This is a genomic window from Kitasatospora sp. NPDC114501, from assembly GCF_055633695.1.
This window is the reverse complement of sequence record NZ_JBVKDS010000009.1, coordinates 318,125-335,033: the sequence shown is the minus strand read 5'-3', so window position 1 is coordinate 335,033 and position 16,909 is coordinate 318,125. Positions and strand designations below refer to the sequence as shown.

The window sequence follows — 16,909 nt, the reverse complement described above, 5'->3', positions numbered from 1 at the left end:
CAGGGCTTTCGCCCCATCAGCTGCGGATCAGTGCGACGTCAGCGCGTTCGGAAACCATGGGGCCATCGCTTCGGACCGATTGGGCACCCGCTACCACGGAACGACCGGGTGGGAGTAGACGCATGCCAGTTATCACGACACCGCAGGAATTCGACGTCGAGGACCTGTACGTCGACCTCCGACGGATGGTCGGCCGTCCGCTGTACCTCAAGTGCGAGGGGTTCAACTTCGCCGGCTCGGTCAAGCTGCGGGCGGCGAGCGAGATGGTGGACTCCGCCCTCCGGTCCGGGCAGCTGCGGCCGGGGATGACCGTCGTGGAGAGCTCCTCCGGCAACCTCGGCGTGGCGCTCAGCCTCGTCGCGGCCAGCCGGGGGCTCGCCTTCGTCTGCGTCACCGACTCCCGCTGCACCTCCGTCTCCCGGCGGCTGATGCAGCGCCTGGGCGCCGACGTGCGGGTGGTGACCGAGCCCGACCCGCAGCGCGGCCTACTCGGCGCCCGGCTCGACCTGGTCACCCGGCTGTGCGCCGAGCACCGGGACTTCCACTGGCTGAACCAGTACGCCAACCCGGGCAACTGGACCGCCCACTACCGCAGCACCGGGCCGCAGATCGCCAAGGCCTTCCCGGAGCTGGACGTGCTGTTCGTCGGCGCCGGGACCACCGGCACCCTGATGGGCTGCGCCCGGTACTTCCGGGAGAACAGCCCCGGGGTGACCATCGTCGCGGTCGACGCCGTCGGCTCGGTCAACTTCGGCCACGAACCGCGCGGCCGGCTGATCCCGGGCATCGGCACCAGCGTCCGGCCACCGATCCTCGACGACTCCTACGTGGACGACACCGTGCTGGTCCCGGAGACCGACACCGTCCGGGCCTGCCGCGCCCTGCTGCGCGAGGGCTTCCTGCTCGGCGGCTCGACCGGCACCGTCCTCAGCGGGGCCGCCCGCTGGCTGCGCGCCAACCGGCCGGACGAGGAGCTGACGGCGGTGGCCATCGCACCCGACCTCGGCGAACGCTACCTGGACACCGTCTACGACGACGCCTGGGTGCTGGAGTCCTTCGGCCCGGACGCCCTGGACGGCGCGGCGCCGCCGCCCGGCACCGGCCTCGCCTCGATCGGCCCGACCTCCGTGGGGAGCCTGTGATGACATCGGTCCTGGGGACCACGCTGCCGCTGACGGCCGGCCAGACCGAGATCTGGCTGGACGTCCAGGGGGCGGACGGGAACAACGCGTACAACTCGGCCGGCTACCTGGACGTCCGCGGTCCGCTGGACCGGGCCCGGTTCCGCACCGCGCTGGGCCGGCTGGTCGAGGAGGCGCAGTGCCTGCGCGCGCAGTTCCTCGACGTCGACGGCGAGCCCCGCCAGCGCCTCCGCGAGGTCGCCGAACTACCGCTCGAAGAGGTCGACTTCAGCGCCGAGGCCGACCCGTCGGCGGCGGCCGCCGACTGGATGGCCGCGGACCTGGCGAAGCCCTACGACCCCGCCGGGTTCCCGCTGTTCCGGCTCGCCCTGCTCACCCTCGGCCCGGACCGGGCGTTCTTCCACCTCTCCGTCCACCACCTGCTGTGCGACGGCTTCAGCCAGGTGGTCCTCTGGCGCCGGCTGGCCGAACTGTACGGGGCCGACGGCGACGACGCCGGCCCGGCGCTGCCCCCGCTGGCCGACCTGCTCGCCGCCGAGGCGGCCCACCGCGGCTCCGAACGGGCCCGGCGGGACGCCGAGTTCTGGCAGCGCCGGTTCCCCGAGCCGCCGGAGCCGTCCGACCTCTCCCACCGGGAGCCCCCGGCGGCCCCGCCGCGCGCCTTCCTGCGCCGCACCGCAGCCCTGTCCCCCGCCGCCTGCGCCCGCCTGCGCGCCACCGCCGGCCGCGCGGACGTCACCTGGCCGACCGCGGTGATGGCCGCCGTCGCGGTGTACACCCAGCGGATGACCGGCGTCGAGGACGTCCTGCTGACCCTGCCGGTGACCGCCCGGCTGACCGCCCACGAGCGGTCGATCCCCGGGATGCTGGCCAACTACCTGCCGCTGCGGGTGCCCGTCCGCCCCGCCCTGACCAAGGCCGGCCTGCTGCGGCGGACCTCCCGGGAACTCGCCCAGGTGCTCCGCCACCAGCGCCACCGGGTCAGCGCGATCCGCCGCGCCATGGGGCTGCGCAGCGACGACCGGCGGCCGTTCGGACCGTTCGTCAACCTGCTGCCGCAGCAGACCGAGCTGGCCCTCGGCCCGTGCACCGCCCGGGTGGTCAACCTGTCGACCGGGCTGATCGACGACCTGATGGTCACCGTGGTCGAGACCGCCGGGGCCGGCATCGAACTGCACCTCAACGGGAACCCGGACCGCTACACCGGGGCGGAGGTCGACGGGCACCTCGCCCGGCTGGTGGACTTCCTGGACCGGTTCGCCGAGGCCGGGGACGACGCCCGGGTCGGCGGCCTGGCCGTGGCCACCGGGGACCGCGCCGACTGGCTGCGGCAGGCGAGCGGGCCGCGGCGCCCGGCGGAGTTCGACTGCCCGGTGGCCCGGATCCGCGAACTCGCCGCCCGGCACCCCGAGGCGGTCGCGGTCGTCGAGGACGGCGGCACGACCGGCTACGCCGAACTGGTCGGCCGGGCGAGCGCCCTGTCCCGCCGGGTGGACGGCACCGGCCCGGTCGCCCTGCTGGTCGCCCCGGGCGCCGACTTCGTCGCCTCGGTGCTCGGCGTGATCGGCGCCGGCGCGGCCTACGTCCCGCTGGACCCGCACGCGCCCGAGGCCAGGACCGTCGCCCTGCTCGTCGACAACGGGATCGGCACCGTGATCGCGGACGCCGCCCACCGCCCGCTCGCCGAGCGGGCGGTGGCCGCCGCCGGCCGGCCGATCCGGGTGCTGGAGGTCTCCGCGCGGGACCGGGACGCCGCCGACGACCTCGCGCCCGTCCTCGGCGCCCCGCTGGACCTGGCGTACGTGATCTTCACCTCCGGGTCCACCGGGGCGCCCAAGGGCGCCATGGTGCACCGCGCGGGGATGGTCAACCACCTGCTGGCGAAGGTCGACGACCTGGCGCTCGACCGGTCCGACACCGTGGTGCAGAACGCCCCGGTCACCTTCGACGTGTCGGTCTGGCAGATGCTCGCGCCGCTGGTGGTCGGCGGCCGGGTGCGGGTGGTGCCCCGGGAGACCGCGGCCGACCCCGACCTGCTGTTCGCCCTCGCCGACACCGAGGGCGTCACCGTCCTGGAGGTCGTCCCCTCGCTGCTGCGGGCGGCCCTGGACGCCTGGGACCTGACCGCCGGAGCCCCCCGGCTGGCCGCGCTGCGCCACCTGGTGGCGACCGGCGAGGCGCTGCCGGCCGACCTGTGCCGGCGCTGGACCGACCGCTACCCGCTGGTCGGGCTGGTCAACGCGTACGGGCCCACCGAGTGCTCGGACGACGTCACCCACGCCCACCTCGGGCCAGGCGGCCCGGCGCACGGCTCCGTCCCGATCGGCCGCCCGGTCCGCAACACCCGGCTCTACGTGCTCGACGACGCCCTGCTCCCGGCGCCCCAGGGCACGCCCGGCGAACTGTACGTCGGCGGCGCCGGCGTCGGCCGCGGCTACCTGGCGGACCCGGCCCGCTCCGCCGCCGCGTTCGTGCCCGACCCGTACGGCCCGGCGGGCGGCCGGATGTACCGCACCGGCGACCGCGTGGTGTGGGACGGGCACGGGCAGCTGGTCTTCCTGGACCGCCGGGACAACCAGGTGAAGGTGCGCGGCCACCGGATCGAGCTCGGCGAGATCGAGGCGGCGCTGCGCGCGCTGCCGGACGTCTCGGACGCCGTGGTGCGGGCGGTCGACGGCACCGGCGGCGGTAGGCAGCTGGTCGGCTACTGCGTCCCGCGCGCCGGGGCCGTGCTGCGCCCGGCCGAGGTCCGCGAGCGCCTGGCCGCCGTCCTGCCGGACCACCTGGTGCCGCGCGGCGTCCTGGTCCTGGACGCCCTGCCGCTGACCGCGCACGGCAAGGTCGACCGCCGGGCGCTGCCCGACCCGGAGCCCGCCGCCGCCGAGGCCCCGGCCCGGCCGGACACCCCGCGCAGCCGGGCCGAGGAGATCGTCTGCGCCGCGTTCGCCGAGGTCCTCGGCGTGCCGGAGGTCCGCCCCACCGACAACTTCTTCGAGCTGGGCGGGGACAGCATCAGCGCCATCCTGGCGGTCGGCCACGCCCGCCGGGCCGGACTGACCGTCACCCCGCTCCAGATCCGCACCCACCACACCCCCGCAGCCGTCGCGGCGCTCGCCGCACCGGGCTCCCCGGGTGCGCCGACCCGCCCGGCCGCCGCGCCGGACGACACCGGCGAAGTCGAACTCCTGCCGATCGCCCACCAGTTGCGCGAGGACCTGGCCGTCCTGGACGAGCGCACCCGGCAGTACAGCCAGTACCAGGTGCTCACCACCCCGGCCGGCCTGGACCTGGACCGGCTGACCGCGGCCGTCGCCGTCCTGCTGGACCACCACGCCGCGCTGCGGTCGCGGCTGACCGTGGTGGCCGACGGCCTGTGGTCCCTGGAGGCGCTGCCCGAGGGCGCCGTCCGGGCCGCCGACGCGGTCCGCCGGGTCGACGTCTCGGCGCTCGCCGACGACCCGGCCGCGCTGGCCGCCGCCGTCGACGGGCAGCTCGACGCGGCCCGCGCCCGGCTGGCCCCGGAGGCCGGCACGGTGACCCAGCTCGTCCTGCTCGACGCCGGTCCCGGCCGCCCGGGCCGACTGGTGTGGCTGACCCACCACCTGTGCGTGGACGGGATCTCCTGGCGCGTCCTGGTCGACGACCTCGCCGCCGCCTGCCGGGGCCTGGACCCGGACCCGGTCGGCACCTCCTACCGCCGCTGGTCGCAGCTGCTCGGCGAACAGGCCCGCACCGCCGAGCGGGTGCGCGAATTCCCGCTCTGGGCCGAGCAGTCGGCGGCCCGGGAGCCGCTCGGGACCCGCCCGCTGGACCCGGAGCGCGACGTGTACGGCTCCGCGCACCGGCTCCGGCTGGAGCTGCCCGCGGACACCACCGCGGCCCTGCTCGCCGCCGCCCGCCGGGGCTACCACGGGGAGATCAACGACCTGCTGCTGACCGGCCTCGCGCTCGCCGTCGCCGACTGGCGCCGGCACCGCGGCCGCCCGGCCTGCGCCGTCACGGTCGAACTGGAGGGCCACGGCCGCGAGCCGTTCACCGAGGAGGCCGAACTCTCCCGTACCGTCGGCTGGTTCACCAGCGTCTTCCCGGTGCGGCTGGACCCCGGCGACGCCGCCGGGGAGCCGCTCGACGCCGCGGTGCGCCGGGTGCGCCGGCAGCTCGGCCGGCTGCCCGACCACGGGCTCGGCTACGGGCTGCTGCGCCACCTCAACCCGCAGACCGTCGCCGCGCTGGCCCGGCACGGCGTACCGGAACTCGGCTTCAACTACCTCGGCCGGTTCCGGACCGACCGGGGCGAGAGCGCCGGGGACTGGCTGCCGGACTCCCGGCACGCCGTCGTCGGCACCGGGGTGCACCCGCGGATGCCGCTGCGGCACGTGCTCGCCGCCACCCCGGTCACCGAGGACCGGCCGGACGGGCCGCACCTGGTCGCGGACTGGCTCTGGGCCCCGGCGGCGCTGGCCGACGAGGACGCCGAACACATCGCCCACGCCTGGTTCCGCGCGCTCGAGGCCCTGGCCGCCCACGCCGACCTCGCCTCCGGGGCCCAGCAGGACCAGGACCCGGCGACGGACGGCGAGGCCCTGGAGCTGTCACCGCTCCAGAAGGGCCTGATCTTCCAGACGGAGTTCGACAAGCAGGGCATGAACTCCTACCTGATGCAGGCCGTCCTCGACATCGAGGGGCCCTTCGACCCGGCCGCGCTGCGGGCCGCGGCCGCCGCCCTGCTGGCCCGCCACTGCGGCCTGCGGGTGCACTTCCCCGAGCGGTCCACCGAGGACGCCCGGCAGGTCGTGGCCGCCGCGGTGCCGGTGCCCTGGGAGGAGGTCGACCTGTCCGGCCTCCCGGCCGGGCCCGAGCAGGCGGCCGAGGCCCAGCGGCTGACCGACGCCGACTGGACCCGCGGCTTCGACCTGGCCCGGCCCCCGCTGCTGCGCTTCACCGTGATCCGGCTGGCCCCCGACCGGGTCCGGCTGCTCTGGACCCTGCACCACCTGCTGGTGGACGGCTGGTCGATGGGCGTGATAGCCCAGGAGCTGTTCACCCTGTACGCCACCGGCGGCGACCCGTCCGTCCTGCCCCCGGCGCCCTCCTACCGGGCGTACTTCGACTGGCTCGCCGCCCAGGACACCGAGGCCGCCCGCGCGGCCTGGCGGCAGGCGCTGGACGGGCTGGGCGAGCCGCTGCGGCTGGGGACGGCCGACCGGCCGGGCGACCCGGGGCTGCCCCAGGCCGTGGACCTCGCCCTCCCCGAGGAACTCACCGCCCGGCTGGTCGCCTGGGCGCGCGCCGAGAACCTCACCCTCAACACCGTCCTCCAGGGCTGCTGGGCGCTGCTGCTCGGCCGCCTCACCGACGCCTCCGACGTGGTGTTCGGCGCGGTCAACTCGGTGCGGCCGCCGGAGCTTCCGGGCATCGAGTCACTGGTCGGCCTCTTCCTGAACATGCTCCCGGTGCGGGTGCGGCTCGATCCGGACCTGCCCGTCGCCGAACTCTTCCACCGGATCGACGAGCAGCAGACCGCCCTGCTCGACCACCGGCACCTCGGCCTGGCCGAGGTGCAGCGACTCGCCGGCGCCGGCGAGCTGTTCGACACCGTGTTCAGCTACCAGAACCAGCCGCGGGCCGACGTCGGCCGGCTCAACGCGCTGGTGCCCGAGCTGCGGCTGAGCGACGCGCGGACCCGGCTGGCCGGCGAGCGCGGCCTCGCGGTGCTCGCGTACCCCGACACCCGGCTGACGCTGAGCGCGCAGTTCCGGCCCGACCGCTACGACCGCCGGGAGGTCGTGCGCATCCTGGACCGCTTCGCCCACGTGGTGGAGAGCGTCCTGGACGCCCCGGACGTCCCGGTCCGCCGGCTGCCCCTGCTCACCGACGAGGAGCGGCGGCGGATCCTCGGCGACTGGGCCGGCCGGGCCGACGCCGCCCCGCAGACCGTGATCCCGGCGCTGTTCGCCGCCAGGGTCGACCGGGCGCCCGAGGCGGTGGCCGTGGTCTTCGAAGGCCGCGAGACGACCTACCGCGAACTGGACGAGCGCTCGAACCGGCTGGCCCGCCTGCTGATCGCCCGCGGCGTCGGACCGGAGCGAATCATCGCCCTGGCCGTACCGGACCCGGTCGAGATGACCTGCGCCGTCCTGGCGGCGCTCAAGACCGGCGCGGCGTACCTGCCGATCGACCCCAAGTACCCGGCCGACCGGATCGCCTTCATGCTGGCCGACAGCCGGCCCGCCGTGCTGCTCACCACCCGCGCCCTCGCCCCGCGGCTCGCGGACGGCGGCTGCGCCGCGGTGCTGCTCGACGACCCGGCCACCGGGGCGGAGCTGGCCGGCCTGCCGGCGCACGCCCCGCAGGACGCGGAGCGGACCGCCCCGCTGCTGCCCCGGCACCCGGCGTACGTCATCTACACCTCCGGCTCCACCGGCCGGCCCAAGGGCGTGACCGTCGACCACTCCGGCTTCGCCGCCATGGTGGCGAGCCTGATCGAGCGCTTCGGCGTCGGCCCGGACACCCGGGTGCTGAAGTTCGCCTCGTTCAGCTTCGACGCCTCGGTCTGGGAGCTTAGCCTGTCGCTGCTCGGCGGCGGCACCCTGGTGGTCGCCGACGAGGAGTGCCGGGTCCCCGGCCGGCCGCTGGTCGACCTGATCCACCGCCACCGGGTGAACCTCGCCGGGCTGCCGCCGGTGGTCGCCGCCGCGCTCCCGGAGGACACCCGGCTGCCCGCCGACCTGACCATGGTCGTCGCCGGTGAGGCCTGCCCCCCGCACGTGGTGGCCCGCTGGTCCGGGCAGCTGCGGATGATCAACGGCTACGGCCCCACCGAGGCCGTGCTCGCTTCGACGGTGAGCGACCGGCTCAGCGGCGCGGGCCGGCCCCCGATCGGCCGGCCCACCCGGGCCCACCGGGTCTACGTGCTGGACTCCGCGCTGCGGCCGGTCCCGGCCGGGGTGGTCGGCGAACTCTACGTCGGCGGCAACCTGGCCCGCGGCTACCTGGACCGGCCCGGCCTCACCTCCGAACGCTTCGTCGCCGACCCCTTCGGCCCCGCCGGCGAGCGGATGTACCGCACCGGCGACCTGGCGAGCTGGCGCCCCGACGGCCGACTCGACTACGCCGGACGGGCCGACGACCAGGTGCAGCTGCGCGGCTTCCGGATCGAACTGGGCGAGATCGAGTCCGTGCTGACCGGCCGGCCCGAGGTGGCGCAGGCCGCCGTCGTGGTCCGCACCGACGACGGCGAGGACCGGCTGGTGGCCTACGTGGTCGCCCGGCCCCCGGCCGTACCGGACCCCGGCGCGCTGCGGGAGCGGGTCGCCGAGGCGCTGCCCGAGTACATGGTCCCGGCGGCCGTCGTCGTGCTCGACGAGCTGCCGCTGACCCCGCAGGGCAAGCTGGACCGCCGGGCGCTGCCCGCCCCCGACAGCGCCCCCGCCCCGGCGGGCCGGCTGCCGCGCACCCCGGTCGAGGAGATCCTCGGCGGGATCTTCGCCGACGCGCTCGGCCGGACCGCCGTCGGCATCGACGGCGACTTCTTCGACCTCGGCGGCCACTCGCTGCTGGCCACCCAGGTGATCAGCCGGGTCCGCTCCGCGCTGGGCACCGAGGTGCCGATCCGTACGCTCTTCGAGCAGCGGACGGTGGCCGGCGTCGCCCGGGAGCTCGCGGGCGGCGGCGAGGTGCGGCCACCGCTGCGGCGCGCCGCCCAGGGCCAGTCCGACGGCCGACTCTCCTTCGCCCAGCGGCGGTTGTGGTTCCTGAACCACCTGGAGCCCGGCTCGGCGGCCTACAACGTGACCTTCGCGGTCCGGCTCTCCGGGGCGCTGGACCCGGCCGCGCTGGACGCGGCGCTGGCCGACCTGGTCGGGCGGCACGAGGTGCTGCGCACCGTCTTCCCGGAGACCGACGGCGAACCCCGCCAGCAGGTCCTGGAAGCGGAGGCCTGGAACGGCCTGACGATCCGGGAGACCACCCCCGGCGAGGCCGCCGGGGAGGCGGCCCGCGAGGCGGCCCGCGGCTTCGACCTGTCGACCGAGATCCCGCTGCGGGCCACCCTGCTGCGCACCGGCCCGGCCGAGCACCTGCTGCTGCTGATCGTCCACCACATCGCCTGGGACGGCTGGTCCGCCGCCCCGCTGACCCGGGACCTGACGCGGGCGTACACGGCGCGGGCACGCGGAACGGCGCCCTCCTGGGAGCCGCTGCCGGTGCAGTACGCGGACTACAGCCGCTGGCAGCGGGAACTGCTCGGCGAGGACCGTGACCGGAACTCCCTGGCCGCACGCCAGTCGGCGTACTGGACGGAGCAACTCGCCGGTCTGCCCGAGGAACTGGCTCTGCCCTTCGACCGCCCCCGCCCCAGGACGGCCACCCACCGCGGCGGCACCGTCCCCTTCCACGTCGACCCCGACACCCACCGACGGCTCGCCGAACTCGCCCGCGACCACGGCGCCTCCCTCTTCATGGTCCTCCAAGCCGCCCTCGCCGCCCTGCTCACCCGCCTCGGCGCCGGCCAGGACATCCCCATCGGCTCCCCCATCGCCGGACGCACCGACGACGCCATGGAGGACCTCGTCGGCTGCTTCATGAACACCCTCGTCCTGCGCACCGACACCAGCGGAAACCCCACCTTCACCCAACTCCTCGACCGCGCACGGGAAACCGCCCTCAAAGCCTACGAACACCAGGACATCCCCTTCGAACGCCTCGTCGAAGTCCTCGACCCCGCCCGCTCCATGGGCCGCAACCCCCTCTTCCAGGTCATGCTGGTACTCCAGAACAACACCCGCCCCGAGCTGTCGCTGCCGGGCGTCCGGGCCGCCTTCGAGCCGCCGGCCGCCGACTCGGTCAAGTTCGACCTGAACTTCTTCCTGGCCGAACAGCAGGACGCGCACGCCGCCCCGACCGGGATCGACGGCTTCCTGGAGTACAGCGCCGACGTGTTCGAGCCGGCCACCGCCGAGGCCCTGGCCACCCGGCTGGTCCGACTGCTCGACCAGGTCGCCCGCGAGCCCCGGACCCCGCTCGGCCGGCTGGACCTGCTCTCCGCGGCGGAGCGGCGGCAGGTCCTCACCGAGTGGAACGACACCGCAGGCGGCCGCCCCGCCACCACCGTGGTCGCCCTCTTCGAGGCCCAGGCCGCCCGCACCCCCGACGCCGTCGCCGTCCGCACCGACACCACCGCCCTCACCTACGCCGAACTCGACGCCCGGGCCAACCGCCTGGCCCGCCACCTGATCGGCCTGGGGGTCGGACCGGAGTGCCCGGTGGCGCTCGCGGTGCCCCGGTCGCCGGAGATGGTCGTCGCCCTGCTGGCCGTGCTCAAGGCCGGCGGCGCGCACCTGCCCGTCGACCTGGCGTACCCGGCCGACCGCGTCCGGCTGATGCTCGACGACGCCGCACCCGTCCTGCTGCTCACCGACACGGCGACCGCCGGACGGCTGCCGGAGACCGGCCTGCCCCGGCTGCTGCTGGACGACCCCGCGCTGGACCGCGCCACGGCGGCGCTCGCCGACACCGCCCCCACCGACGCGGACCGCGGCCGCCCGCTGCTGCCCGACCACCCGGCGTACGTCATCTACACCTCGGGCTCCACCGGCCGGCCCAAGGGCGTGCTCGGACTGCACCGCGCCCTGGTCAACCGGCTGACCTGGTTCGCCGAGGAGCTGCCCGGGCAGCGGGAGGCCGCGATCCTGGCGAAGTCGCCGGTCAGCGTGATCGACGGGATCACCGAGCTGCTGGCGCCGCTGCTGTCCGGCGGCTCCACCGTCCTGGTCGACGCCGACACGGCCCGCAGCGTGCCCGAGCTGGCGGCGGCCGTGGCCAGGCACGGCATCGCCCGGCTCACCGTCGTCCCCAGCCTGCTGAACGCCTTCCTGGACGGCTTCCTCGATGAGGGACTGTCCGACGCGGCGGGCTGCGCGGTCTGGATCTGCAGCGGGGAGCAGCTGCCCGCCGCCACCGTCCGCGCGTTCCGGCAGGCGCTGCCCCAGGCCCGGCTGCTCAACTTCTACGGCGCCTCGGAGGCCGGTGCCGTGGCGACCCGGGGCGAGGTCCTGGCCGGGCCGGACGGCGCCGACACCCTGATCGGCCGCCCGATCTGGAACATGCGGGCGTACGTGCTGGACGACGGCCTGCGGCCGGTGCCCCCGGGCGTGGTCGGGGAGCTGTACCTGGCCGGCGCCGGACTCGCCCGCGGCTACACCGGCCGCCCGGGCCTGACCGCCGCCCGCTTCCTCGCCTGCCCGTTCGCCGCCGGCGAGCGGATGTACCGCACCGGCGACCTCGTCCGCTGGACCACCGACGGCCGACTCGCCTACCTCGGCCGCGCCGACACCCAGGTCAAGATCCGCGGCTTCCGCGTCGAACCCGGCGAGATCGAAGCCGTCCTCGCCACCCACCCCACCGTCCGCAACGCCGTCGCCATCGCCCGCACCGACACCCCCACCGGCCCCACCCTCGTCGCCTACGTCACCCCCACCCCCGACAGCGCCCCCGACCCCGCCGCCCTACGCGACCACACCGCCGACCACCTGCCCGACCACATGGTCCCGGCCGCCGTCGTCGTCCTCGACGACCTCCCGCTCACCCCGAGCGGAAAGGTCGACCGCAACCGGCTGCCCGCCCCCGACCTCACCCCCGTCGCCACCCGGCCGCCCCGCACGCCGGCCGAGGAGAGCCTCTGCGCGCTCTACGCCGAGGTCCTCGCCCTGCCCCGGGTCGGCATCGACGACAGCTTCTTCGACCTCGGCGGCCACTCCCTGCTGGCGACCAGGCTGGTCAGCCGCATCCGTACGGCCCTGGGCTCGACCGTCTCGATCCGGGACGTCTTCGAGGCGCCGACCGTGGCCAGGCTGGTCGGTCGCCTCCGCCAGGACCGCTCCGCGCGGCCCGCGCTGCGGCCCGGACCGCGCCCCCCGGCCCTGCCGCTGTCCTTCGCCCAGCGGCGGTTGTGGTTCCTGAACCACCTGGAGCCCGGCTCGGCGGCCTACAACATGGCCTTCGCGGTCCGGCTCTCGGGGGCGCTGGACCCGGCCGCGCTGGACGCCGCGCTGGCCGACCTGCTCGGGCGGCACGAGGTGCTGCGCACCGTCTTCCCGGAGACCGACGGCGAACCGCGCCAGCAGGTCCTGGAAGCGGAGGCCTGGAACGGCCTGACGATCCGGGAGACCACCCCCGCCGAGGCCGCCGGGGAGGCGGCCCGCGAGGCGGCCCGCGGCTTCGACCTCGCGACGCAGCTGCCCCTCCGCGCGACCCTGCTGCGCACCGGCCCCACGGAACACCTGCTCCTGCTGGTGGTCCACCACATCGTGGCCGACGGCTGGTCCGCCACCCCCCTGGCCCGGGACCTCTCCCGCGCCTACGCGGCCCGGTCCACCGGCACCGCGCCCGGCTGGGACGCCCTCCCGGTGCAGTACGCGGACTACACCCTCTGGCAACAGCGGCTCCTCGGCGAGGACCGTGACCGGAACTCCCTGGCCGCACGCCAGTCGGCGTACTGGACGGAGCAACTCGCCGGTCTGCCCGAGGAACTGGCTCTGCCCTTCGACCGCCCCCGCCCCAGGACGGCCACCCACCGTGGCGGCACCGTCCCCTTCCACGTCGACCCCGACACCCACCGACGGCTCGCCGAACTCGCCCGCGACCACGGCGCCTCCCTCTTCATGGTCCTCCAAGCCGCCCTCGCCGCCCTGCTCACCCGCCTCGGCGCCGGCCAGGACATCCCCATCGGCTCCCCCATCGCCGGACGCACCGACGACGCCATGGAGGACCTCGTCGGCTGCTTCATGAACACCCTCGTCCTGCGCACCGACACCAGCGGAAACCCCACCTTCACCCAACTCCTCGACCGCGCACGGGAAACCGCCCTCAAAGCCTACGAACACCAGGACATCCCCTTCGAACGCCTCGTCGAAGTCCTCGACCCCGCCCGCTCCATGGGCCGCAACCCCCTCTTCCAGGTCATGCTGGTACTCCAGAACAACGCCCAACCGACGCTCTCCCTCCCGGGGTTGACGGTCACCGAGGAGCCGTTCGGCGGGGACAGCGCCAAGTTCGACCTGTCCCTCGCCGTCGCCGAGCGCCGCCACGAGGACGACTCCGCGGACGGACTGGTCGGCACCCTGGAGTACAACGCCGACGTGTTCGAGCCGGCCACCGCCGAGGCCCTGGCCACCCGGCTGGTCCGACTGCTCGACCAGGTCGCCCGCGAGCCCCGGACCCCGCTCGGCCGACTGGACGTCCTCACCGAGGAGGAGCGGCGGCAGGTCCTCACCGAGTGGAACGACACCGCCGTCCACGACGATCCGGACAGCACGGTGGTCACCGCCTTCGAGGCCCAGGCCGCCCGCACCCCCGACGCCGTCGCCGTCGTCACCGACACCACCGCCCTCACCTACGCCGAACTCGACGCCCGGGCCAACCGCCTGGCCCGCCACCTGGTCGGCCTCGGGGTCGCCCCGGACCGGCCGGTGGCCCTGTCACTGCCCCGGACGGCGGAGATGGTGGTGGCGCAGCTGGCCGTCCTGAAGAGCGGCGCCGGTTACCTGCCGGTCGATCCGGCGCTCCCGGACGACCGCGTCCGGCTGATGCTGGACGACGCCGCACCCGTCCTCCTGGTGACCGAACTCGCCATCGCCGCACGGCTTCCACGCACCGGCGTGCCCACGGTCGCCCTGGACGACCCCGAGGTCGACGCCGCGCTGGCCGCCCTGGACGACCGGCCCCTGGCCGACCCCGACCGGGCCGCCCCGCTGCACGGTTCCCGGCTGGCCTACCTGCTCTTCACCTCCGGTTCCACCGGGCGGCCCAAGGGCGTCATGGTCGAGCACCGGTCGCTGATGAACCTGCTGCGCTCCGTCCGGGACCGCTTCCCGCTGGAGGCCCACGACCGGCTGCTGGCGGTCACCACCTGGTCCTTCGACATCGCCGGCCTGGAGGTGTACCTGCCGCTGCTGTCCGGGGCCGGCCTGGTGGTCGGCGCGGAGGGCGTCGCCCTGGACCCGGCCGCGCTGGCCGCCTCCCTCGAACGCGACGGCATCACGATCATGCAGGCGACCCCGGCGCTCTGGCACGAACTCGTGCTGCACCGGCCCGAGTCGGTGCGCGGTCTGCGCGTCCTGATCGGCGGCGAGGCGGTACCGCCCGCCCTGGCCGACGCCCTGGCCGCCCGGGCCGAGGAGGTCACCAACCTGTACGGGCCGACCGAGACCACCATCTGGTCCACGGCCGCCGAACTGGCGGGCGACGGCGTCGTGACGCTGGGCCGCCCGATCCGCAACACCCGGGCGTACGTGCTGGACGACGGCCTGCGGCCGGTGCCCCCGGGCGTGGTCGGGGAGCTGTACCTCGCCGGCGCCGGACTCGCCCGCGGCTACACCGGCCGCCCCGGCCTGACCGCCGCCCGCTTCCTCGCCTGCCCGTTCGCCCCCGGCGAGCGGATGTACCGCACCGGCGACCTCGTCCGCTGGACCACCGACGGCCGACTCGCCTACCTCGGCCGCGCCGACACCCAGGTCAAGATCCGCGGCTTCCGCGTCGAACCCGGCGAGATCGAAGCCGTCCTCGCCACCCACCCCACCGTCCGCAACGCCGTCGCCATCGCCCGCACCGACACCCCCACCGGCCCCACCCTCGTCGCCTACGTCACCCCCACCCCCGGCAGTGCCCCCGACCCCGCCACCCTGCGCGACCACACCGCCGACCACCTGCCCGCGTACATGGTCCCCGGCGCCGTCGTCGTCCTCGACGAGCTGCCCCTCAGCCCCAACGGCAAGATCGACCGCAACCGGCTGCCCGCCCCCGACCTCACGCCCGCCGGCGCCGCACGCCGCCCCCGCAACCCCGTCGAGGAGACCCTCGCCGCGCTCTACGCCGAGGTCCTCGGCCTGCCCCGGGTCGGCATCGACGACAGCTTCTTCGACCTCGGCGGCCACTCCCTGCTGGCGGTCCGACTGGTCGGCCGGGCGCAGTCGGCCGGCCTCCGGCTGGCGGTGGCGGACGTCGTCCTGCACCGCACCGTCGCGGCCCTGGCCGAGCGGGCCCGGCCGACCGTCTCCGCCGAACAGTCCGCGGACGCGTTCTCCCCGGTCCTGCCGATCCGGCCGGACGGCGACGCGCCGCCGCTGTTCCTGGTGCACAGCGGACTCGGCTTCAGCCTGCCCTACCTGGGCCTGGCCCGGTACGTCGATCCGCGCTACCCGCTGTACGGCCTCCAGTCGCCCGCGCTGGACGCCGCCGCCCCGCTGCCCACCGACATCCGCGACGTGGCAGCGCAGTACCTGCGGACCATCCGGCGGCTGCGGCCGCACGGCCCGTACCGGCTGTTCGGCTGGTCCTACGGCGGCGTGCTCGCCCACGAGATCGCCGTCCGGCTCCAGGAGGCGGGCGAACGGGTCGACTTCCTGGCCAACCTGGACGGGTACGTCGGCCGCACCGGCCGCGACGAGAGCGGGCAGGACGACCGCGAACTCCTGCTCCGCGCCCTGGAGTCGCTCGGCCACCGGCGCGGCGAACTGGCCGGTCCCGGCCGTACCCGCGACGCGCTGCTCGACCTGCTCCGGCGCGAGGCCGGCCCGCTGGCCGACCTCGACGAGCAGTCGCTGCTGCGGCTGCTGCGGCTGTCGCGCCACCACGGCGCGCTGATGGAACGCTTCACCGCCGGCCGGTTCACCGGGGACCTCCACCTCTTCGCGGCCGCCGAGGAGTGGACCGCGGACCAACTCGCCGACCAGACCGACCGATGGGAGCCGCACGTGAACGGACGGGTGGTCGTCCACCGGATCGCCGCGGGCCACGAGTACCTGATGCACCCCGGGCCGCAGGCCGTCATCGGCCGGCTGGTCGACGGCGAGCTGCGCCGCCTGGACGAGAGCTTGGGCACGGGTACGGACACGGACCGGGATCCGCGCAAGGGCACGGACGGGGGCCGGGAATGCTGACCGCCGTCACCCCCCGCCCCCGCTCGGCGCCGCTGGCCCTGCTCGTGGAGTCCGTCGCCGTCGCCGGACGGCGGCTGCGGCGGCTGCGCCGGGCGCCCGGCCGGCTGATCGGCATCGTGATGAACCCGCTCGTCTCGATGATCGTGCTCGGCTTCCTCTTCCAGGGCTCGCTGTCCTTCTCCGGCAGCGGCAGCTACCAGGAGTACATCTTCGCGGGCGTGGCGGCCCAGGTCGGCCTGGCCGGGATCGGCCCGACCGCGGTCGCCGTCGCGGCGGACCTGCGCGGCGGCCTGGTCGACCGGTTCCGCAGCATGCCGATCTCCAGACCGGCCGTGCTGCTCGGCCACACCCTCGGCGACCTGGTGGTCGGGCTGATCGGCCTGGCCGTGGTCACGGTGGCCGGCCTGCTGTTCGGCTGGCGCCCGCACCACGGCCCGCTGGCCGTCCTCGCCGGCCTCGCCCTCCTCGCCGCCTTCATGTACGCGATGCTCTGGGTCGGCCTGATGCTCGGGATGTTCTCCCGGAACATGGAGACCATCAACGTCGTCGCCGGGCTGGTCACCGTCCTGCTGACCTTCCTGTCCAACGCCTTCCAGTCCGTCGACCGGCTGCCGGGCTGGTTGCGGCCGGTCGCCGAGTGGAACCCGGTCAGCGCCGTGGTGACGGCCCTGCGGCGGCTGTGGGGCAACCCGGACGCCGCCGGCAGCGCCGCCACCCCGAACCTCACGCTCACCATCGCCGCCTCGCTCGGCGCCGTGTTCGTCCTCACCGTCCTGCTGAGCCTGCGCCGCTACCGGACCGCGGTCTCCTGACCCCGTCACAGAAACGGCC

Annotated in this window: 3 protein-coding genes; all 3 read left to right on the top strand. The window is 75.5% G+C overall.

Annotation, left to right across the window (positions count from 1 at the left end):
* Positions 1–122: 122 nt before the first annotated feature.
* Genes sbnA through ACZ7RU_RS19350 form a run of 3 tightly spaced genes read left to right on the top strand, consistent with a single transcriptional unit; the run spans position 123 to position 16,890 of the window.
* The gene (sbnA, locus tag ACZ7RU_RS19360; RefSeq protein WP_470342128.1) at positions 123–1,142 is read left to right on the top strand and encodes a 2,3-diaminopropionate biosynthesis protein SbnA; all 1,020 of its coding nucleotides are present in this window, start codon (positions 123–125) and stop codon (positions 1,140–1,142) included.
* Positions 1,142–16,078, top strand: coding sequence for a non-ribosomal peptide synthetase (locus ACZ7RU_RS19355; protein WP_470342127.1), 14,937 nt, complete (start codon positions 1,142–1,144; stop codon positions 16,076–16,078). The genes sbnA and ACZ7RU_RS19355 overlap by 1 nt, the downstream gene beginning before the upstream one ends.
* A complete protein-coding gene (locus tag ACZ7RU_RS19350) occupies positions 16,072–16,890 on the top strand; it encodes an ABC transporter permease (protein WP_470342126.1) in 819 nt (272 codons plus the stop codon). Before ACZ7RU_RS19355 ends, ACZ7RU_RS19350 begins: the two co-directional genes overlap by 7 nt.
* The last annotated feature ends 19 nt before the right edge of the window (positions 16,891–16,909 follow it).